The following is a 19,541-nucleotide window of genomic DNA, read 5'->3' as shown; positions in this document are numbered from 1 at the left end:
TCATGGCTAGAAACACAGATAGTAATTTATATACCGTAATTTTTGCCATTGCTATGGTAGTGGTAGTAGGTTCGTTATTGGCATTTACAGCTTCATATTTAAAACCTACAATTACAAAGAACATGAAAACCGAAAAGCAGCAAAATATTTTGTTTGCTATGGGTGTTAATGAAGCAACAATTTCAGGAAATGAGAGCGATGCCGGAAGTTTTGTAAATACAGAGCAAGCACAGGTCGAGTTCGATAAGTATATTACAGAACAATATTATATAGAGGGTACTAAAGCTACAGAAGATGATCAAGCTTATTTAATAGATATTAAGAAAGAATCTGATAAGGCTAAAAATGGTACGTACACGAGAAGATTGCCTTTATTTATTGGTGAGAAAGATGGTGAAAAGTTCTACATAGTGCCTATGAGAGGCGTTGGATTATGGGATGCCATTTGGGGATATGTAGCATTGAACGAAGATTTAGAAACAATCAAAGGCGCTTACTTTGATCATAAGGCTGAAACACCTGGCCTTGGAGCCAATATTACCGAAGGATATTTTAGAGATGACTTTCAAGGAGAATCAATTTTCTCAAATGGCGAATTCAAAGGAATCACCGTTGCAAAAGGAAATAATGATCCTGTAAATAATGATAAAACAGATAATGAGGTTGACGCCATTGCGGGTGCCACGATCACTGGTGATGGAGTAACAGCAATGATCAAAAAAGATTTAGCAATGTATCTACCTTATTTTAATACTTTAAAGAAATAACACATGGCAGAAGTAGCAGAGCAAGAAAAAGTAGTAAAGGCTCCTAGCGAACCTTTGTTTTCTAAAAAGAATAGAAAATTAGTTACCGATCCATTAACCGATAATAACCCAATTACCATTCAGGTATTAGGTATATGTTCGGCATTAGCGATTACAGCTCAATTAAAAGCGTCTATTGTAATGACGTTGGCAGTATTCTTTGTATTAGGTGTTGGTAATGTTGTAATTTCATTGATGCGTAATATTATTCCTTCTAAGATTAGAATTATCGTTCAATTGATCGTAGTTGCTTCCTTGGTAATCATTGTAGACCAGGTGCTCAAGGCATATTCATATGCATTGAGTAAGGAATTAGCGGTATTTATTGGTTTGATCATTACCAACTGTATTATTATGGGACGTTTTGAGGCATTTGCTTTAGGTAATGGCCCATGGAAATCATTTCTAGATGGTATTGGAAATGCTGCGGGTTATGGAGTGATATTAATTATTGTAGGATTCTTTAGAGAATTATTGGGGTCAGGTACTTTATTAGGATTTCCGGTATTAGGTGATCCAATAGCTAAAACAGGCTTATACGCTTTAGGATATGAAAATAACGGATTTATGTTATTGTCACCTATGGCGCTGATTATAGTAGGAATATTAATTTGGGTGCAGCGAACTAAAAATCCTGCATTAGTAGAAGATCACTAAGATATGGAGCATATAGAATTATTTTTTAAATCGGTTTTTATACAGAATATGGTATTTGCTACATTCTTAGGAATGTGTTCTTACCTAGCTGTATCTAAAAAAGTATCAACAGCAGTAGGTTTAGGTGCTGCGGTAATCTTCGTATTAGCCGTAACGGTTCCTTTAAACTGGTTGTTAGATCAATACATTTTACAACCAGGAGCATTAGCAAAAACATTAGGTGCAGCGTATGCAGATTATGATTTAAGTTTCTTATCATTTATCATGTTTATTGCAACTATTGCAACGATGGTACAATTGGTTGAGATTATTGTAGAAAAATTTGCTCCGGCATTATATAACTCTTTGGGTATTTTCTTACCATTAATTGCAGTAAACTGTGCCATTTTGGGTGGTTCATTATTTATGCAGGCTCGTGAGATTCCAACATTAGGTTTAGCATTGAATTATGGGGTGAGCTCCGGTATTGGATGGTTTTTAGCTATTCTAGCGATTGCAGCTATTCGTGAGAAGATTCGTTATTCGGCGGTTCCAGCTCCGTTAAGAGGACTTGGAATTACTTTTATTATCACTGGACTAATGGGAATTGGTTTCTTAAGTTTTGGAGGAATGTTAACGGGTGATGAAGGAAATAAAAAGGAGAAAACAGAAGAAGTGAGCCAGATTGATGACAAAGAAGAGAAAAAAGAAATAGTAGAAAACACAACAACAGCATTAAATAAATAATATGTTTTTAGCAGCAAGTACTACAGGAGTAATTGTAACCACAGTAATAGCGTTTTTAGCAGTTATATTGTTGTTGGTATCATTACTGCTGTTTGTAAAACAGAAGTTAGCGCCTTCAGGCCCGGTAAAAATTACGATCAACGGTGAAAAGGAAATTGAGGTTCCATCGGGTGATTCTTTATTATCTACCTTAGGCGGTCAGAAAATATTTTTACCATCTGCTTGTGGTGGTGGTGGTACCTGTATTCAATGTGAGTGCCATGTTTTGTCAGGTGGAGGAGAGGCACTACCAACAGAAACTCCTCATTTTACACGTAAAGAATTAAAAGAGGGAGCGCGTTTATCGTGTCAGGTGAAAGTAAAGCAAGATATGGACATAACAATACCAGAAGAAGTATTTGGTATTAAAAAATGGGAAGCTACTGTTGTTCGTAATTATAATGTAGCGTCCTTCATTAAGGAATTTGTAGTAGAGATTCCTGAAGATATGGGTTATAAGGCAGGTGGATATATTCAAATTGAAATTCCGAACTGTACCATTAATTATAAAGACATTGATATTACTGCACATCCGGAAGAGCATGAAACACCAGATAAGTTTCAAGCTGAGTGGGATAAGTTTGGTCTTTGGCCATTGGTAATGAAAAATACCGAAACGGTTGAGCGTGCCTACTCTATGGCCTCATATCCTGCAGAAGGACGTGAGATCATGTTAAATGTACGTATTGCTACGCCACCATGGGATCGTAATAAAAATGGATGGATGGACGTAAATCCTGGGGTAGCATCATCATATATTTTTGCTCAAAAACCAGGTGATAAAGTAACTATTTCGGGCCCTTATGGCGAGTTTTTTATTAATGAGTCTGATGCCGAAATGTTATATGTAGGTGGTGGAGCTGGTATGGCACCAATGCGTTCACACTTATATCACTTATTTAAAACATTAAAGACGGGTAGAAAAGTAACCTATTGGTATGGTGGTCGTTCTAAACGTGAATTATTCTACCTGGAGCATTTTTATGCGTTAGAAAAAGAGTTTCCGAACTTTAAGTTTTACTTAGCGTTATCTGAACCTTTAGAAGAAGATAACTGGAAAGTAAAAGATGGTATTGATGGTGAAGGTGATGGATTTGTAGGTTTCATTCATAATTGTGTAATCGATAATTATCTAAACCATCATGAAGCACCAGAAGATATTGAATTATATTTCTGTGGACCGCCATTAATGAATAAAGCGGTACAGAAAATGGGTGAAGACTTTGGTATACCAGATGAGAACATCCGATTCGATGACTTTGGAGGATAGGTCGTATTGCGACTTCAAGTATAAAATAAGCCGAGCAATTTGCTCGGCTTTTTGTTTTCTGTTACTTCGAGTGATCCACTTCTGATGGATTTTATCGAGAAGTTGTAACTTTAAATTATGAAGATATATTATGTTTATATTCTTGAATGCTCAGACAAAACCTATTATACGGGTATTACTTCTGAATTAAAAAAACGAATACAAGAGCATAAATCAGGAAAACATTTTAATAGCTATACTTACAACAAACGACCAATTAAGTTAGTTTTTTATGCTGAATTCACAAATGTTGAAGAAGCGTTGATATGGAAAAACGGGTCAAAAAATGGTCTAGAGTTAAAAAGAAAGCTCTTATTAATAATGAGTTAGAAAAGCTACCAAATTTAGCTAAAAAGAAATTTGATTCTTAAGAGTTCTCGATACTTCGCTTCGCTCAACTCGAACTGACAGTGTATTTATTTTTTGTCACTTCGAGTGATTTTCAATAGAAAATTATATCGAGAAGTGATTAATTGTAGTTGCCAAAAGTTCTCGATACTTCGCGCCGATTATTATCCGAACTTAACCTGAACTGACAACAGAAATAGAAACCGGAGTTTATCGGTTTTTATTTATATTCCATAATTAGAAATACGGCGGTAGTTTTTCCAATATTTAACACCTCATGTGAGGTCACTTCATCATTACTAAAACTAGATCCGGTTGGTACATTAACTTCTCGCGTTCCGGTAACATCTGTAATTCTAAATTTTCCGCCGGTAAGGGTATACCCAAAGTGTGGGTTATGATAATGTTTTTCGTGCCCTGCACCCGGTTTAAATGTACATTTAAGCACTCTTAACTCGTTATTGTCTTCTAATACTTCGCAAACGGCTTTTCCTTTCCAACCTGCTTTTAGTGGGTCTGGTAATGTTTGCTTTTCTTTACAACCAGATAGTAATAAGAGTATTACCAAAGAACTTGCAAAAAGAATTTGATTGCTAGTTAAATTTCTAAAGAATTTGATCATTTAATATTTGAATCTATGAGTTTTAACGTATCGTTTAGATATGCCTCTATTTTCTTATAAGCATCCAAAACATAAACTACATTCAATGCGTTATTATATACTTGATTTTCAAATTCGAGTGTCCTTATGGTCTCGTTATAATCTATAGTAAATTCTGAGTTAGAAATGTTTGGTAGGCCAACTTTTTTTATTAAATGCCCTGGTATAGCCATATTTCTTAAAATGGACTTATTTGTTAAAGAGGGGATAAAAAAATCGAACATATAGTTATAATATATTTCAATGTCATCTTCGGTATCTGCTTCTATAAATGACCAATTTGAAAGTTGTTTTCTAAGTTGAGCATCTTTAATAATATTAAGGGAGCCTGAATTTTTTATTTCATCTATTGAAGCCGAATTTAGATCAAGCGAATAAAAGTCGTTGATAATAGAGTTGAGTAATGAATCGATTTCAATCGAATTTATTTTACTATCATCTTTAATAGTCTCTAGCAACTTTAATGAAGATGTATATGAGTTTGCTGTGCTGTTATAAATTCTGTCAAATTCAGCAATATTATGGTTAAAATCTGAACGTAAATTTTTCAAGATAGTTTGCTCTTTATTTGCTTCAAGTCTTAGGTCATTCCAATTATTGATCTGTAATGCAATCAAAATACCAATAACCACAAGTAGTATTTCACCAATAGCGTATTTAAAGTATTTGCCCATTTGGTTTTGGTTGATTAGTGATTGACGTATTTTACGGAAGAACTTAATCATTTTGTTTAGTTTCTGTTAGTCTAATGATATCATTAATCATAACAATTATACCTTCTTCTTCTACTGTATTTAAATTATTAAATAAATCTCCAGCTCTTTGGTTTATAAAATTTCTATGTCGCTTACTAAAAAGTGCTTTTGTGTTTTCAGGATCATCAGTGAGATCTGGATCGAAACTTGCCCTTGCCCATGGGCCATATTCATTGAATAGAAAATTAATTGCAAACTGTTCCTCTTCTAAATAATCTCCTAAAACATCTTTCCATGAAATTAAATTTCGTCGTAAAGTGTCATTTTTTATTAAATCAAAAGAAGATGAATTTAAAAGTGCTTCTACAGCTCCATTTTTAGGATTAAATGATTTATTTCTCCATACCAAACGGTTATAAACTTTGATACTATCTACTAAATGAGCATTAGCCTCATTTTTTTGAGGGTTTTGTAGATCAAATGTTCCTATTATTTCTAGTAGCCTAACTGCTGAATGTAAACTTACTTTGTTGTAACTAATTATTGAGTCAAGCTGTGTTTTATTAGATCTAAAATCTAAATTTATTTCTCTTAAAAAAGCTTGTTCTTTAGCACGTTCTTTTTTTCTTTCATTCCAATTGTTGATCTGAAGTGCTATCAAGATTCCAATAACTACAAGAATTATCTCGCCAATGGCATAAAGTAAATATTTTGAAAATTTATTTTCAGACAGCAGCGATTGTCTGATTCTTCTAAAGAATTTTAGCATGATTTGGTTGAGTTCTTTAATAAATAGGTAGCACTTAATTTTAAAATGTTACAATTCACTAACTGTCATAAAGTTACTATTTTTTTTATAGGAGTAAAAAGTAGGGTGGTTCAATGGCTATAAAATTGGCACGTAAATTGCTCCTTATGTAATATATATTCTTGATTTTATAGAATATTTTGACGTTCAGTACGTTAGTTATGAAAAAGGGAGAAATTATGAATTGCTATAGATGTAACTTCACATTAGAAAGAGTGCGTCGTAAAAAATATCAGCGAATGCTATTTCCGAATAGTAAAAGGTACGTATGTTATAGCTGTAATAAAACGCATTTAAAGCTCGGTTTACTTGATAGCTTGCTAAACCTATTTAAGCTAGGTTTTAAGTAATAATCTGAAGTTACTTCGAGTAAGTTCTTGATACTTCACCTAGCCTGTTTTGAGAGATAGCCGAAAGGCTCAACTCAAACTGACATAGTTTATTGATAGATTACTTCAAATTTATAAACCGGATTTTCTTGTTCATATTCAAAGATCTTTGAATAATCCATTACATTGGCGATATCATCCAGTTTACATAAAAACGCCACTACTGCAGATAAACCTCTAAATAATATTTCTTTATCTCTTGGATTATGCGGCTTAGCATCATAATGGCATAATGGAGTTTTAAAGCCACAGGCTTCTAAAAAAATCTTTTCTATTTGTAACAACTCTAATGGAGAATATCCGTTGAAAGTTCTACCTAACTGTTGATGTATTCTTCCAACATAACTTAAGTTTAGCGAACCATGATCATTAGACAAATGTTTCCAGCTATCATAATTATCCAGAATATTCCCAACGGCACAGGCAGAACAACATTCGGGATTTAACTCATCATTATGAAATGCGTCATATAATTTTATTAGTGCCTGTTCTAAACGATCTGGAATATTCATAGAATGCTAAATTTCTTTCATCTAAAAATATAACAATTATTTATTAGTAAATGTTGTATGTGGTGAAAGAATTAACAGTTTTATTAAAAAAATAAAATCAATTGGTTAATATGCAATACATTTTGTTTTTTTGTGTTCTAAATACATGTTTAAAAAGATGATGACGCCGCTTACTGAGCAAGAACTTCATAATCTAGGAATGAATATCGTTGGTAAAAAACTTCAAAAGAAGGGTTATGAATTCATTGCAGTAAATAGTAAGTTAAAAAAGCATCCTCAATTTGTGCTTTTTAAAAAAGGAGAACCTACGATCTTTGTTTTGGTAAAAGTTACCAATAAATTACAAGATGCTCAACAATATGATAAAATATGGATGGAAACTTTCGTGCAACATGCTAAAAAACAAAATGCCTCAGTATGGTTTGCGGGTGTTGGTATTGCGAATGCAGAGAGCATAGAAATGCCGGTTTTTAAAGATCATCCTTATTATGTAGCTTTCGAAGATTTCATTAAAATACACGAATAGTTAATATTTGTATCTTTAGCTTATTAAAAATGAGCTGGCCACAAATTATATTACTTGTTTTAGGTTTTATTACACTAGTAAGCCTTTTTATTTATTTCTTTCAAGAGCGCTTTATTTTTCACCCCGAGAAATTGCCCAAAGATTTTGTGTTTCAATATGAAAATCAACAAGTAGATGAGTATAATGTTGAAATAAAACCTGGAGTTGTAATTAACGGGCTTCATTTTAAAACCGATCATCCTAAAGGAGTGGTATTTTATTTGAAGGGAAACTCGAAAAGTATTAAAGGCTGGGGGAAGTTTGCTGTTGATTTTACCTATCACGATTGGGATGTGATTATGATTGATTATCGGGGTTTTGGAAAGAGCACTGGTAAACGCACACAAAAAGCCATGAAAGATGATGTACAAGCTATCTACAATAAGATTAAGGAAAAAGTAAATGAACGTTATATAATTGTCTACGGGCGATCGCTAGGTACGGGTCTTGCCACTAAGATTGCTTCAGTCAATGAACCACGAATGCTCATTTTGGCATGCCCTTATTATAGTATGTCAAACAATGTGAAACGCTACTTTCCATTTATTCCCATAGGATTAGTATTGCGTTATGCTATGCCAACTTTTAAATGGATGAAATATGTAAAATGTCCGGTTAAAATTATACATGGCACCAACGATAAGGTAATTCCGATGAAATCGAGTGTGCGCTTGTCTAAAGTGAATCCAAAGTTAACACGACTTTACCCTATAATTGGTGGAGGTCATAAAAACTTACATAATTTTGAAGGCTATCATCGTGCATTAAAAGAAATACTAGAGTCAAAGCCATTCAAAGAAATTGACCGGGAAAATACAAGTATCGATTACACCAGACGAAAACATTCTAATAAATTTAATGATTAAAAAAAAGATTTTTAAAATACTTAAGTGGTTGCTATTTGCTTATGTATTAATATTGATTGGAGCTTATTTCTTTCAAGAAAAGTTGATCTTTCATCCAGAAAAATTATCAAAAGATTTTGAATATGCATTTACTTTTGATTTTGAAGAAGTAAATCTAAAAACATCAGACAGTGAAACCATTAACGCACTTCATTTTAGATCAGATACAACTAAAGGAGTAATACTCTATTTCCATGGTAATTCTGGAAGTTTAAAACGATGGGGTAATGTACTAAGGTATTTTACAGATTATAATTATGATGTTTTTGCAATCGATTTTAGGGGCTATGGAAAAAGTACTGGAACTTTTAATGATACATTAATGTACCAAGATGCTCAAGTTAGTTATAACTATTTAAAAGAACAGTATGCAGAAGATAAAATAGTTGTTTATGGTAAATCTATGGGTACTACTTTTGCAACAAAAGTAGCGGCAGATAATAACCCAAAACAATTAATATTAGAAGTCCCTTTTTATAATTTGGCCGCAGCCGGAAAACATAGATTTCCGTTTATGCCCATGTATTTTTTGAAATATAAATTTGAAACCAATAAATATATTAAACAGGTGAAATGCCCAATTACCATCTTTCATGGTACTGAAGATTTTATTACTCCCTACGATGGTAGTGTTGAATTATTTAATGAAGCTACCATTGAGAATAAACAATTTATTACCATCGAAGGAGGCGGTCATAATGATCTAATTCACTATAAAAGGTATCATAACGTACTGAATGAGCTATTAAAATAAGTTGCTGTGAACAAGTATTTTATAAAGAAAAACTGAAAACGTTTTTAAATTAGCTGCGAAATTTATAAATTGGTCAATAAACAAAAAATTAAACAATAATAATTATGGGAAAATTTGAAGTGTACACTGATAAAGGAGGTAAGTACAGATTTAGATTAAAGGCTGGTAATGGTCAAACTATTTTAGCAAGCCAAGGTTATGCATCTAAATCTGGATGTGATAACGGTATTGAATCTGTAAGAAAAAATTGTGGTGATGATGCTTGCTACGAAAGATTAGAAGCCAAAAACGGAGAGCCATATTTTAACTTAAAATCAACAAACGGACAAGTTATTGGTACTAGCGAGCAATACTCGTCTAATTCTGCTATGGAAAATGGTATTGCTTCGGTAAAGAAAAACGCTCCCGATGCCGATGTTGTAGAGGCATAAAAAATAGTGTACTTTAAAAAATATAAAAACCGCTCATTGAGCGGTTTTTATTTTAGTTATAATTATATGCATTAGTTTCCTGTAGAACTAGCTTCTGGCTTTTGCTCTAAGATATCAAAGAATTCATCAAGCTTAGGTAAAATAACAAATCGTGTTCTACGATTACGAGAACGTCCGTCAGCAGTATCATTAGATGCCAATGGTAAATACTCACTTCTACCGGCAGCAATCAATCTTTTTGGATCTATACTAAAGTCATTTTGTAATACTCTAATAACGGCAGTTGCACGTTGTGTACTTAGATCCCAGTTATCCTTTGTTTTGGTAGTGCTAATTGGCACATTGTCTGTATAACCTTCAACCATAACTTCCATTTCTGGTTTTTCCTTAATAACAGCTGCTACTTTTGCTAATAAATCTTTAGCTTTTGTAGAGATATTGGAGCTACCGCTTTTAAATAATAACTTATCAGAAATAGTGATGTATACAACGGTTTTTTCAACATCTACAATGATGTCTTCATCTTGAATACCTGCAGCCAACGCGCTTTTTAAATTCACCGCTAAAGCCAGATTAATAGAATCTTTACGAGACATCGCACCACGAATACCATTAATATATTTATCTTTCTCACTTAGCTGTGCAACAATATCTTTAATATTACTACTTGCCGACTGTGATAACTGAGTTAAGCTTTCAATTTGCCTAATATTATTCTCATTATTTTGTTGTAAGAAGCTGTTTTGAGATTCTAGGGTTGCTACTTGGTTGGCTAATTTATCTTTTTCTACTTGACAAGCTAAAACTTTAGCATTGGCATCTGTTAATTGTTGCTTTGTGGCATCATATTCACTTTGTAATTCCGCAAATTTCTTTTGAGAAACACATGATGAAAGTAAAATTGCAGAAGCAAAGATTAGTGTAAGAGTTCTCTTCATGATGGACTAGTTATTTAATTAAAGATTACGAAGTTATTAAAATATCTCCATTTATAATTTTTTAGTTGTTATTTAATATCTTTTTAACACTTAAAGTATCTTTGGCAAGTTTAATACTAGAATCTAAAGTAAATATGAAGCGTAAAATATTTTTATTGCTTTTTGGGTGTTCACTACTTTTCTTTTCATGCAAAAAAGCCAATGAGCCCCAAATAACCTTGTTAGAAGGACATGCCTTTGGCACAACTTTTCATATTACTTATAATGATGATCGAGATTTTACCGGGCAAATAGATAGCTTATTTCATGCTATTAATAAATCATTGTCTACCTACATATCAAACTCAGATATTTCAAAGATCAATCGCGGTGATACTGCAGTAGTAGTAGATAATTATTTTGAAGAAGTATACACCAAGTCACTTAGCATTTACAATGAAACCGAAGGGGCTTTTGATCCTACCATAGGTGTTTTGGTAAACGCATGGGGGTTTGGCCCAGAAAAAGCAATATCAAAACCAGATTCTGCTAAAATTAAGCGATTATTAAAGTTGGTGGGTTTTGATAAGGTTCATTTGAAAAATCAAAAAATCATAAAAGAAAATGATAGTATTTATTTTGATTTTAATGCAATTGCCAAAGGGTATGCAGTTGATATAGCAGGACGTTTTTTAGAATCTGAAGGGGTGAAAAATTATCTGGTAGAGATAGGAGGAGAGATTAGAACGCGTGGAAGAAAAGAAGATAACTCAAACTGGCAAGTAGGTATTGAAGATCCCAATTTTGACGGCACACGTTCATATCAAAAAATTATTGAACTTGAGAATGAAGCTATGGCTACCTCAGGAAGTTATAGAAAATTTAAAGTAGATTCACTTACCGGAGAAAAGTATGTACATATTTTAAATGCAAAAACCGGATATTCAACAAAAAGTAGCTTACTAAGTGTTTCAATTATTGGTTCGGTTGATTGTGCAGATGCAGATGGGTACGCTACTGCTTTAATGGCAATGTCTCTAGAAAAAGCAAAGCAGTTCTTAACAAAACATCAAGAACTGCGTGCTTATTTAATTTATAGTGATGTGCAAGGTTCAATAAAAACCTATGCTACAGAAAATTTTTAAAGTTGTAAGGTTTTAAGAATTGCTTCTAATTCAAACATATAGTCACGCTTATTGATATTTGGCGCATACGCAAAACCTTCGATGATTAGCATACGGTCATTTTTTTCGTCTACTACCGAGTAATTTAAGAAAGGGCCAGCCATATAATCACCTTTTACTTCCCATTTACCTCGTACTTCAAAAGCATCTTTCCCGCTGAGTTTAGTGCTTTTAATATGAGGAGAATAAGCAGCTTCGGTAATCATGTGAGATCCTTCCGGGCCTCCTGGTATAAAACGTTTGCCGATGGTATCACGCATAGCTACAATATTGTTACCCATAAGGTCGTCATCGGTATTTATTGGCATAGAATACACTAAGATATTCTTACTTACATCTGTAGCGGTTTCATTTCGCAACCATAGAAATTCACCATTGTCTGTTACCAAACGATAGTTGGAAGGAATTTTCATTGATACATTTAAAGCATTCAATGTTTTAATAGCATCACTTTCAAGGTGTTTTTTCGTTAATTTTTTTTGAAAAAACTTTAAATCTCCTTCCTTAAAAACAGAAATAATTTCTTTTTTATGTGCATTAATTTGATCAATTAATGAGGCCTCATCTTTACCAAGAATAGTCATGGCTATTTGTGGTTCTGCATAAAGGTTCGTGCTTACGCTATAATTGTCTTGCTTATCAACACCCACAAAGAGTAAATTTCGATTGGCTTTAAACAATTGAGTAAATGTTTTAGGAGGTACTTGATGTACAGAAAATTGATTTTCTTCTTGAGGTAACCCTAGTACGGGTGCAGCTATAATTTCACGTAATGCATCTCCGGCTTTGCCTTGCCACTCAGAGTTATTCATAACTATTAATAAGCTATTCATATTTCCGGTAGACTGTCTTAAGGTTACTTTACCATCTTTAGTACCACAAGAAGTTAATACAATAGTAAAAATGGCTAATAGGAATAATTTTTTCATTGATGTTAGTTATTTATGATAACAAACTCAAAAATTACGATCCTTTATAGATTTTAAGTTTGGTACCTGGTTTAAGGTTTTTTACACTCCAAATATTGTTCCATTTTTTGATTTGACCCACAGAAACTTGAGGAAACTTTTGAGAAATGGTCCATAAAGAGTCACCTTTCTTAACGACATAAGTAGTGTAATTCCCTTTAGGAGTGCTTATAGCAGTTACTTTTTTAGTACTTGATTTCTTTTTTCTTGATGCCGTAAATCGTTTAGGATAAATAGTTAATCGCTGTCCAATACGTAAACGATTACTTCGTAAACCATTCCAACGTTTTAATTGAGAAACGGTTACACCATAGCGCTGTGCTATCTTTCCTAAATAGTCACCATTTCTAACTCTATATCGAATTCTATTTTTAGGCTCAAAATACTTCGGAAGTGGTTTTTCGCGCTTTGCATCATCCGCTTCTGCAAAGGCATAAATTTGAGCTTCATTAGAGACAAACTTTCCAAGCAAATCTTTTGGTAACCGTAAAGTATAGTTTTTACCTTTTACAAATGGAATGATGTTTAATTTATATTGTGGATTCAAGAATTCTAAAAGCTCATCATCTGTATTTAAAACTTTATTGATTTGTTCAAATGTAAGTTGCCTTTTTACATGAATGGTGTCAGTTTCAAAATTGTTAATATAGGTTTTACCCACCGGTATATTATGCTCTTTTGCATACTCTAAAATATAATAGGTTGCATAAAAAGCAGGTAAGTAACCGGCTGTTTCTCGAGGAAGAAAATGGCGAATATTCCAATAGTTTTTACTGCCACCCGATCGTCTAATAGCTTTACTTACATTACCTGGGCCCGAGTTATAAGCCGCTAAGGCTAAATCCCAATCTCCAAAAATCCCATAAAGATTTGATAAATATTTACAAGCAGCTTCAGTTGCCCTAAGTGGATCATGGCGCTCATCAACGTATGAACTAACATTCAAACCAAACTGTTTTCCGGTATAATACATAAATTGCCATAAACCGGATGCGCCAACACGAGACCGAGCGCGTGGACGTAATGCCGATTCTACAATCGCTAAATACTTAATTTCTAAAGGAAGGTCGTATTTATCTAAATGCTCTTCAAACATTGGAAAATAATACTGCGCCTTACCCATTAAGTTAACCAATGATTTTTGACGATTTTTAAGGTAAGATTTAATGATACGTTCTAATGAAGGATTATATTCTACATTAAAAGGTGTTTTGCTATCTAAATGCGCTAATCGCTTTTTTAGCTCTTCAGTTGATAGATTAATATCAACCTGATCTAAAATCTGAGATTCTGGCAATACATATTGAATCGAATCATATAAAGGCGATTGGTACAACGAGCTTAACCATAAGCTGTCTATTAAAGTTGCTTCCTTATGATTGATAAGGTTTAAAGAGTCTTTGGTTTTTTCTTTTTCTTTTGGAGCAACACTTCCGCCAAAGTTTACCGGTTTCGCTTTCGGATTATCTTTTAAATCACCGTTTTGCGGTTTACTTTCTTCTTGGCTAAAGGCAAAGGTTGAAAAAACTAATAATAGAATAAGAAGGGGTTTTGTCATCGTCATAAATCTTAATAAATAGAAAGCTTTCTAGTAGCTAATCGATCAGAGCAAAAATATATAATTTATTTTATTTTGTTTTACAATTGATATTCAGCATCTTACGTAGCTAAACATGCTTTTCTACATTTTAATAATCTATAACGACCAATTATTGATCTCATTATCTTTAAAATGTTAAATTTTTGCTTATAAATAATGACCTACTGGCTTATTTTGTCTATCCAAGCAACTATTTTTTTTATGAAAACTTCTTTATCAAGATCATTATGCAACTCATGATAACCACCTTCAAAAAGTATTAATTCTGATTTCCCCTGAGTATTTTTTACAAAATCTTGCGAAGCTTCATGGCTCGTAATCTGATCACCAGTTCCGTGAATTACCAATGTTGGAACGTTTATTTTATTAGCGTTAGAGATTGCCCATTCACCTGCATCAAATACTGATAAAGAATAATTGGCACTTATTTTATCATGAACAAGGGTGTCTTCTATATATTTTTTGACCTCATTAGCATCTCGAGAGATTGCATTGGTATCCAACTCACTTGGTAACGTAATTGAAGGAGCAATTTTTTGCATTAATTTTCCGGCAATAAGTTTCCATTTAGGAGGTTGAAATGCTAAACGTAATAAAGGGCTTGTAGCGATTACTCCTTTAAAAGGGTGCTTTCTTTTTAATACATAATTAAGCACCACATTACCACCCATGCTGTGGCCATAGAGGTATAGCGGTTGCTTCTGAAATAATTCTTGAGTTTTTTCAATAACAATCTCTAAAGTATCTAATAAATAAGAATATCCTGGATTGTGCCCTTTTTTGCCTTGCGTCTTTCCATGGCCAAATTGATCATAAGTAACTACTGCTAGGTTCTGCTCAATTAATTTCGGAATAACAAAAGAGGAATATCTACTCGAATGTTCACCCATTCCATGAACCAAAATTACAACTCCCTTAGTTCTTTCTGGATGAAAATACTGTGCGTAAAATTTAGTTTTATAAAAAGTGAAATTAAACTCTTGATGTGTCATTGATAAGTTTTTCATGCGCTTAAAATGTTTTAACGCTGGTTTCACCAAAAATAAGGAATCACCTTACCAAACACAATTACCTGTATAGATTTTTAAGATTAAAATTGTGAAATCAATCGTAACGGAAACGAATTGAATGGAACTAAACTACCAGTCGATAACACCGTAATCTTCGTAATTACCAACTTTTAAAACGTTATTTTCTTTATTAACTAAAACCACTGTTGGCCTGTGTTCTTTTGCTTTTTCAGCATTTATTTGACAATAAGCCATGATTATAATTTCATCACCCTCTTCAAAATGACGAGCGGCTGCACCATTTAGACAAATAATACCACTACCAGATTCTCCGCGAAAAGTATATGTTTCTATGCGGGCTCCATTATTACCGTTTACAACTTGTACCTTTTCGTATTCTAACATACCGCATGCATCCAGTAGATCACTGTCAATGGTAATACTACCTACATATTTTAAATTGGCTTCAGTAACTGTAGCATTATGAATTTTACATTTAAGCATGTTGATATCCATGAAATAGGGCTTTAAAATTTTCTGCAAATTTAAGATTTATAGAAGAATTTTTACGATAAAGAAAAATAATTATTACCTCTTTAAGCAACCTTATTATACGACTGGAGTCTAGTAAATAAATCTATCGACGAAATGAGGTTATCTTTTTATATTTTGGTATTGTGTTTGTTTTTGTTTAGTTGCACCTCAGATGATGAAGTGACGCAAGATTCATTAAAGAGTTTATGTCAAGTTGAAGATTCTACTTCTGATATTGCTTGGTTAACCGAAGAAATTGAAAATAGAGAAGCCAACCCCACAACGTTTACAAAATATCAATATATTACCCAATCTACTTACAAGGGACAAATCATAATTATTTACTTAGACTGTTGCCCAACGTGCAATTCCGTATTTACGGTATATAATTGTAAAGGAGAACTTATTGGTATTATTGGTAATAGAGATCAAGATATACCCGCTACAGTATTAGAAAATGACGAAATAATTTGGGCGCCGAGCGACTTTACGTGCACTCCTTAAGCTTTTAGCGCCTTTTTCATGGCTATAGCTTTCAGCAAACATTCTTGATATTCTTTCTCTGGGTCTGATTTTGCAGTTATAGCACCACCAACAGAATATGACAAATATTTTTTTGTTTTATTATATAAGATACTTCGTATTACCACGTTAAAATCAAAATCATCGTTTGGCGTAAAATAACCTACAGCCCCCGAATATAAACCACGTTTGGTACTTTCTTCCTTTTCTATGATATGCATGGCAGAAATTTTTGGCGCTCCTGTCATACTACCCATTGGGAATAGACTTTTAATAATAGCTATACTATCGGTTTTATCTGATACTTCCGAAGTTACTGTTGAAATTAATTGATGCACCTGTTTAAAAGAATACACCTTACATAGTTCTTCTACCTTTACAGAGCCTTTTATAGCCGTTTTAGATAAGTCATTTCTTACTAGATCAACGATCATAATATTTTCAGAACGTTCTTTTTCATCATTTTCAAGTTGATCGGCCAGTTTTTTATCAAGTTTTCTCTTTTGTAAGCGTTTAGCTGTTCCCTTTATAGGTTGAGATATTAGTTTATTATTTTCTCTTCTTACGAAACGCTCAGGAGAAGCAGAAAGTAAATATTTATCATTTTGTTTTAAAAAAGTAGCAAATGGAGGAGAAGAGATATTATTAAGATATTGATATACCGGAAGTGGATTGATAACAGCGTCTTCAGCATAAAATTCTTGACAAAAATTAACCTCATAAATATCACCTCTATGAATATGATGTAAAACTTTATCTAAGTGTTTTAGATATTCCTTTTTTGAAATACGTTTACGAATTTTAACATCATGCTGAACTTGTTTCAGCATCTCATCCCTATTAAAAATTTGTTCTAAATCTGCTTCAAGTTCACTCTCATATTCCTTTAAGTATCGAATTTCTAAATGACGATCCTTTAAGAAGAATAACTTCTTGGGTTGAAAGAAATACAATTCTGGGAAGTTCAATCCATCAAAATTACTTGAAGAAAGATGTTCTACATCATTCTTTAAATCGTAGCTTAAATATCCAAAAATGAAATCATTGATTCTATTTTTATATTGCTTCAATTCCGCGAAAGCGTAATTTGAATTACAGGTTAAATGTGTTTTGGCACCTACAGCTAATACTGCTTCGAAACTTGAATAATTTTGAGGGTACTTATTGCTATCTAACCAAATTACTTCGTTAAACTGTTGAGACCAAGCCAATAATTTTGACTTGATATGTTGTAAATCTTTAAGAGGTATTTTTTTTGAAATTCGCAATTCTATGAAGAATGGTCAGCTATAATCTTCCATTTTCCATCAATCTTCTTTAAGATAATAGAAAAATAACCACTGGCATCACCAACGGTTCTTTTTAGATTGTATTTTCCAATAACAAGAAAAACATCGGAAGCGAGCTCCTTGAATTCTAACAAATCAAAACTCAATGTGCCCATGTGCTCTTTAGTAGGATACCCTTTTTTATAGTTATCTAACGTTTTTTGCCAGCCATAGGTTAAACCACGACTTCCAATAAAAACGAGGCTGTCAGACTTTATATAACTTTCCATAAAGGCTTCAATATTACCTTCGCTCCAATACTTTGCATCTTTGTTGAGCATCTCGGTAATTTCCTTTTTTGAAGTTTGATAAGAAGATGAGACTTCTTTTTCTTGGCCTTTAGCCGTTATTACTGTGGTTATTAAAAATACGAACGTAAAAAGAAATCTCATCTTATAATTATTTTAACTGTGTAAAGGTCTATTATCGGTTGCGGCTAATGCCGCTTCTTTTACTGCTTCGGCATATGTTGGATGGGCATGGCTCATTCGAGAAATATCTTCTGCAGATGCCCTAAATTCCATAGCAGTAACTGCTTCAGCAATAAGATCGGCAACTCTAGCACCACACATATGAACTCCTAAAACTTCATCGGTATTAGCATCAGCTAAAATTTTAACAAAACCATCAATATCGCCACTAGCTCTAGACCTTCCTAAGGCGCGCATCGAGAACTGCCCAGATTTGTAGTTTACCCCCGCTTCTTTTAATTCTTCTTCAGTTTTACCAACTGCGGCAACTTCTGGCCAGGTATATACAACACCCGGTATTAAATTATAATCAATATGTGGTTTTTGTCCGGCTATAGTTTCTGCTACGAATACACCTTCTTCTTCTGCCTTATGGGCAAGCATGGCGCCACGAACTACATCGCCAATGGCATAGATGTTAGAAACATTAGTTTGTAAATGATCGTTTACTTCAACCTGACCTCTATCTGTCATTTTTACACCGGCATTTTCTAAACTTAGCCCATCAGTATAAGGTCTTCTACCTACAGAAACCAAGCAGTAATCTCCCTTGAACTCCACTGAATTTCCTTTTTTGTCGTCGGCCGTAATGGTTACTTCTTTAGTAGCTGCTTTTACTGCGGTTACTTTATGCTTCGTATAGAATTTTACACCTTGCTTTTTTAATACTTTTTGCAATTCTTTAGAAAGTGATGCATCCATAGTTGGAATAATACGATCCATATATTCTATTACAGAAACTTCAGCTCCTAAACGACGATATACCTGTCCGAGTTCTAACCCAATCACACCACCACCAATAATAACTAGATGTTTCGGTATTTCTTTTAAACTTAAAGCCTCTGTAGAAGTTATAACTCTCTTTTTGTCTATTGTAATAAATGGAAGTGTAGAAGGCTTTGACCCTGTAGCTATAATGGTATGTTTGGCTTCAATCTCTTCAGATGTATCATCTGCTTTCGCAATAGTAATATGGGTGGCATCTTTAAAAGAACCTAAACCGTGATATACATCAATTTTATTTTTATCCATTAGATACTTCACACCCGAAGTATTCGTATCAACCACACCCTGCTTACGAGCAATCATTTTTTCTAGACTGGCCTTTACTTCACCTGTAATTTCAATACCATGATCTTCAAAGTGTTTAATAGCATCATAATAGTGATGTGTAGAGTCTAATAAAGCTTTTGAAGGGATACAGCCAACGTTTAAGCAGGTTCCACCTAAAGTGTCATATTTTTCTATAATTGCAGTTTTCATACCCAGTTGCGCGCAACGAATGGCTGCAACATAACCTCCGGGACCAGAGCCAATAACGGCTACATCGTAAGTACTCATGTGTGTTTTAAATTTTGAAGAACAAAAGTAAACATAATTGCCGAGTTCCTAAAACTAGGATG

The 19,541-nt window shown here is 33.4% G+C and carries 22 protein-coding genes and 1 pseudogene; 11 read left to right on the top strand and 12 right to left on the bottom strand.

Annotated features, from left to right (window positions below):
- Positions 1 to 2: 2 nt before the first annotated feature.
- The 5 genes and pseudogenes from AC1EUU_RS14260 (at position 3) to AC1EUU_RS14240 (ending at position 3,908) form a co-directional block, all read left to right on the top strand.
- On the top strand, positions 3 to 767 hold the full coding sequence (locus tag AC1EUU_RS14260) for a Na(+)-translocating NADH-quinone reductase subunit C (RefSeq protein ID WP_480202117.1): 765 nt from the start codon (positions 3 to 5) through the stop codon (positions 765 to 767).
- Positions 768 to 770: 3 nt separating this feature from the next.
- Complete coding sequence (locus tag AC1EUU_RS14255) at positions 771 to 1,463, top strand: NADH:ubiquinone reductase (Na(+)-transporting) subunit D (RefSeq protein WP_480202116.1); 693 nt, start codon at positions 771 to 773, stop codon at positions 1,461 to 1,463.
- A gap of 3 nt (positions 1,464 to 1,466) precedes the next feature.
- Positions 1,467 to 2,189, top strand: a complete 723-nt coding sequence (gene nqrE / locus AC1EUU_RS14250) for an NADH:ubiquinone reductase (Na(+)-transporting) subunit E (RefSeq protein ID WP_480202115.1) — start codon at positions 1,467 to 1,469, stop codon at positions 2,187 to 2,189.
- Between the two features lies 1 nt (position 2,190).
- The gene (gene nqrF / locus AC1EUU_RS14245) at positions 2,191 to 3,498 is read left to right on the top strand and encodes an NADH:ubiquinone reductase (Na(+)-transporting) subunit F (RefSeq protein ID WP_480202114.1); all 1,308 of its coding nucleotides are present in this window, start codon (positions 2,191 to 2,193) and stop codon (positions 3,496 to 3,498) included.
- A 117-nt stretch (positions 3,499 to 3,615) separates the two neighbouring features.
- Positions 3,616 to 3,908, top strand: a pseudogene (locus AC1EUU_RS14240) (GIY-YIG nuclease family protein).
- A 197-nt stretch (positions 3,909 to 4,105) separates the two neighbouring features.
- Here AC1EUU_RS14240 and AC1EUU_RS14235 read toward each other — a convergent pair.
- From AC1EUU_RS14235 to AC1EUU_RS14220, 4 genes are all read right to left on the bottom strand, one after another.
- A complete protein-coding gene (locus AC1EUU_RS14235) occupies positions 4,106 to 4,507 on the bottom strand; it encodes a cupin domain-containing protein (protein ID WP_480202113.1) in 402 nt (133 codons plus the stop codon).
- Complete coding sequence (locus AC1EUU_RS14230; protein ID WP_480202112.1) at positions 4,504 to 5,220, bottom strand: DUF6090 family protein; 717 nt, start codon at positions 5,218 to 5,220, stop codon at positions 4,504 to 4,506. The genes AC1EUU_RS14235 and AC1EUU_RS14230 overlap by 4 nt, the downstream gene beginning before the upstream one ends.
- A gap of 43 nt (positions 5,221 to 5,263) precedes the next feature.
- A complete protein-coding gene (locus AC1EUU_RS14225; protein WP_480202111.1) occupies positions 5,264 to 6,010 on the bottom strand; it encodes a DUF6090 family protein in 747 nt (248 codons plus the stop codon).
- 478 nt (positions 6,011 to 6,488) lie between these two features.
- Positions 6,489 to 6,950, bottom strand: coding sequence for a Na(+)-translocating NADH-quinone reductase subunit F (locus tag AC1EUU_RS14220; RefSeq protein WP_480202110.1), 462 nt, complete (start codon positions 6,948 to 6,950; stop codon positions 6,489 to 6,491).
- A 145-nt stretch (positions 6,951 to 7,095) separates the two neighbouring features.
- On the opposite strand from AC1EUU_RS14220, the gene AC1EUU_RS14215 reads away from it, so the two are divergent.
- The 4 genes from AC1EUU_RS14215 to AC1EUU_RS14200 all read left to right on the top strand — a co-directional run bounded on the left by AC1EUU_RS14215 (position 7,096) and on the right by AC1EUU_RS14200 (position 9,605).
- Complete coding sequence (locus AC1EUU_RS14215) at positions 7,096 to 7,476, top strand: Na(+)-translocating NADH-quinone reductase subunit F (RefSeq protein WP_480202109.1); 381 nt, start codon at positions 7,096 to 7,098, stop codon at positions 7,474 to 7,476.
- A gap of 29 nt (positions 7,477 to 7,505) precedes the next feature.
- Entirely contained in the window at positions 7,506 to 8,381 is an 876-nt protein-coding gene (locus AC1EUU_RS14210) for an alpha/beta hydrolase (protein WP_480202108.1), read from the top strand.
- Entirely contained in the window at positions 8,374 to 9,174 is an 801-nt protein-coding gene (locus AC1EUU_RS14205; protein ID WP_480202107.1) for an alpha/beta hydrolase, read from the top strand. The genes AC1EUU_RS14210 and AC1EUU_RS14205 overlap by 8 nt, the downstream gene beginning before the upstream one ends.
- Before the next feature lie 104 nt (positions 9,175 to 9,278).
- A complete protein-coding gene (locus tag AC1EUU_RS14200; RefSeq protein ID WP_480202106.1) occupies positions 9,279 to 9,605 on the top strand; it encodes a YegP family protein in 327 nt (108 codons plus the stop codon).
- Between the two features lie 71 nt (positions 9,606 to 9,676).
- On the opposite strand, the gene AC1EUU_RS14195 is transcribed toward AC1EUU_RS14200, so the two are convergent.
- Positions 9,677 to 10,543, bottom strand: a complete 867-nt coding sequence (locus AC1EUU_RS14195; RefSeq protein WP_480202105.1) for an OmpA/MotB family protein — start codon at positions 10,541 to 10,543, stop codon at positions 9,677 to 9,679.
- A gap of 134 nt (positions 10,544 to 10,677) precedes the next feature.
- Between AC1EUU_RS14195 and AC1EUU_RS14190 the strand changes: the two genes are divergently transcribed.
- Complete coding sequence (locus AC1EUU_RS14190; RefSeq protein WP_480202104.1) at positions 10,678 to 11,667, top strand: FAD:protein FMN transferase; 990 nt, start codon at positions 10,678 to 10,680, stop codon at positions 11,665 to 11,667.
- Here AC1EUU_RS14190 and AC1EUU_RS14185 read toward each other — a convergent pair.
- The 4 genes from AC1EUU_RS14185 to panD all read right to left on the bottom strand — a co-directional run bounded on the left by AC1EUU_RS14185 (position 11,664) and on the right by panD (position 15,800).
- Positions 11,664 to 12,635 (bottom strand): DUF4837 family protein, encoded by a 972-nt coding sequence (locus AC1EUU_RS14185; protein WP_480202103.1) that lies wholly within the window; start codon positions 12,633 to 12,635, stop codon positions 11,664 to 11,666. The genes AC1EUU_RS14190 and AC1EUU_RS14185 overlap by 4 nt on opposite strands.
- Positions 12,636 to 12,669: 34 nt before the next feature.
- The gene (locus AC1EUU_RS14180; protein WP_480202102.1) at positions 12,670 to 14,232 is read right to left on the bottom strand and encodes a lytic transglycosylase domain-containing protein; all 1,563 of its coding nucleotides are present in this window, start codon (positions 14,230 to 14,232) and stop codon (positions 12,670 to 12,672) included.
- Positions 14,233 to 14,435: 203 nt separating this feature from the next.
- Entirely contained in the window at positions 14,436 to 15,281 is an 846-nt protein-coding gene (locus tag AC1EUU_RS14175; protein WP_480202101.1) for an alpha/beta hydrolase, read from the bottom strand.
- A 132-nt stretch (positions 15,282 to 15,413) separates the two neighbouring features.
- On the bottom strand, positions 15,414 to 15,800 hold the full coding sequence (gene panD / locus AC1EUU_RS14170; RefSeq protein ID WP_480202100.1) for an aspartate 1-decarboxylase: 387 nt from the start codon (positions 15,798 to 15,800) through the stop codon (positions 15,414 to 15,416).
- Between the two features lie 132 nt (positions 15,801 to 15,932).
- Between panD and AC1EUU_RS14165 the strand changes: the two genes are divergently transcribed.
- Complete coding sequence (locus AC1EUU_RS14165; RefSeq protein ID WP_480202099.1) at positions 15,933 to 16,322, top strand: hypothetical protein; 390 nt, start codon at positions 15,933 to 15,935, stop codon at positions 16,320 to 16,322.
- On the opposite strand, the gene AC1EUU_RS14160 is transcribed toward AC1EUU_RS14165, so the two are convergent.
- Genes AC1EUU_RS14160 through lpdA form a run of 3 tightly spaced genes read right to left on the bottom strand, consistent with a single transcriptional unit; the run spans position 16,319 to position 19,479 of the window.
- Positions 16,319 to 17,551 carry an anthranilate synthase component I family protein gene (locus tag AC1EUU_RS14160; protein WP_480202098.1) on the bottom strand — a complete coding sequence of 411 codons (1,233 nt, stop codon included), beginning with the start codon at positions 17,549 to 17,551 and terminating at the stop codon, positions 16,319 to 16,321. The two genes, AC1EUU_RS14165 and AC1EUU_RS14160, sit on opposite strands and share 4 nt — an antisense overlap.
- A gap of 59 nt (positions 17,552 to 17,610) precedes the next feature.
- Positions 17,611 to 18,060 (bottom strand): YybH family protein, encoded by a 450-nt coding sequence (locus tag AC1EUU_RS14155; protein WP_480202097.1) that lies wholly within the window; start codon positions 18,058 to 18,060, stop codon positions 17,611 to 17,613.
- Between the two features lie 12 nt (positions 18,061 to 18,072).
- A complete protein-coding gene (gene lpdA / locus AC1EUU_RS14150; protein WP_480202096.1) occupies positions 18,073 to 19,479 on the bottom strand; it encodes a dihydrolipoyl dehydrogenase in 1,407 nt (468 codons plus the stop codon).
- Between the last annotated feature and the right edge of the window lie 62 nt (positions 19,480 to 19,541).

Source organism: Maritimimonas sp. 2205BS37-2 (genome assembly GCF_056591755.1).
The sequence above is the reverse complement of the archived record's forward strand: the minus strand, read 5'-3'. Positions and strand labels throughout refer to the sequence as shown.

Excerpts from the sequence above, each read along its gene's own strand:
- AC1EUU_RS14260 (WP_480202117.1), top strand. The coding sequence starts at position 3 with ATGGCTAGAAACACAGATAGTAATTTATATACCGTAATTTTTGCCATT.
- AC1EUU_RS14255 (WP_480202116.1), top strand. The coding sequence starts at position 771 with ATGGCAGAAGTAGCAGAGCAAGAAAAAGTAGTAAAGGCTCCTAGCGAA.
- nqrE (WP_480202115.1), top strand. The coding sequence starts at position 1,467 with ATGGAGCATATAGAATTATTTTTTAAATCGGTTTTTATACAGAATATG.
- nqrF (WP_480202114.1), top strand. The coding sequence starts at position 2,191 with ATGTTTTTAGCAGCAAGTACTACAGGAGTAATTGTAACCACAGTAATA.
- AC1EUU_RS14235 (WP_480202113.1), bottom strand. The coding sequence starts at position 4,507 with ATGATCAAATTCTTTAGAAATTTAACTAGCAATCAAATTCTTTTTGCA.
- AC1EUU_RS14230 (WP_480202112.1), bottom strand. The coding sequence starts at position 5,220 with ATGGGCAAATACTTTAAATACGCTATTGGTGAAATACTACTTGTGGTT.
- AC1EUU_RS14225 (WP_480202111.1), bottom strand. The coding sequence starts at position 6,010 with ATGCTAAAATTCTTTAGAAGAATCAGACAATCGCTGCTGTCTGAAAAT.
- AC1EUU_RS14220 (WP_480202110.1), bottom strand. The coding sequence starts at position 6,950 with ATGAATATTCCAGATCGTTTAGAACAGGCACTAATAAAATTATATGAC.
- AC1EUU_RS14215 (WP_480202109.1), top strand. The coding sequence starts at position 7,096 with ATGTTTAAAAAGATGATGACGCCGCTTACTGAGCAAGAACTTCATAAT.
- AC1EUU_RS14210 (WP_480202108.1), top strand. The coding sequence starts at position 7,506 with ATGAGCTGGCCACAAATTATATTACTTGTTTTAGGTTTTATTACACTA.
- AC1EUU_RS14205 (WP_480202107.1), top strand. The coding sequence starts at position 8,374 with ATGATTAAAAAAAAGATTTTTAAAATACTTAAGTGGTTGCTATTTGCT.
- AC1EUU_RS14200 (WP_480202106.1), top strand. The coding sequence starts at position 9,279 with ATGGGAAAATTTGAAGTGTACACTGATAAAGGAGGTAAGTACAGATTT.
- AC1EUU_RS14195 (WP_480202105.1), bottom strand. The coding sequence starts at position 10,543 with ATGAAGAGAACTCTTACACTAATCTTTGCTTCTGCAATTTTACTTTCA.
- AC1EUU_RS14190 (WP_480202104.1), top strand. The coding sequence starts at position 10,678 with ATGAAGCGTAAAATATTTTTATTGCTTTTTGGGTGTTCACTACTTTTC.
- AC1EUU_RS14185 (WP_480202103.1), bottom strand. The coding sequence starts at position 12,635 with ATGAAAAAATTATTCCTATTAGCCATTTTTACTATTGTATTAACTTCT.
- AC1EUU_RS14180 (WP_480202102.1), bottom strand. The coding sequence starts at position 14,232 with ATGACAAAACCCCTTCTTATTCTATTATTAGTTTTTTCAACCTTTGCC.
- AC1EUU_RS14175 (WP_480202101.1), bottom strand. The coding sequence starts at position 15,281 with ATGAAAAACTTATCAATGACACATCAAGAGTTTAATTTCACTTTTTAT.
- panD (WP_480202100.1), bottom strand. The coding sequence starts at position 15,800 with ATGGATATCAACATGCTTAAATGTAAAATTCATAATGCTACAGTTACT.
- AC1EUU_RS14165 (WP_480202099.1), top strand. The coding sequence starts at position 15,933 with ATGAGGTTATCTTTTTATATTTTGGTATTGTGTTTGTTTTTGTTTAGT.
- AC1EUU_RS14155 (WP_480202097.1), bottom strand. The coding sequence starts at position 18,060 with ATGAGATTTCTTTTTACGTTCGTATTTTTAATAACCACAGTAATAACG.
- lpdA (WP_480202096.1), bottom strand. The coding sequence starts at position 19,479 with ATGAGTACTTACGATGTAGCCGTTATTGGCTCTGGTCCCGGAGGTTAT.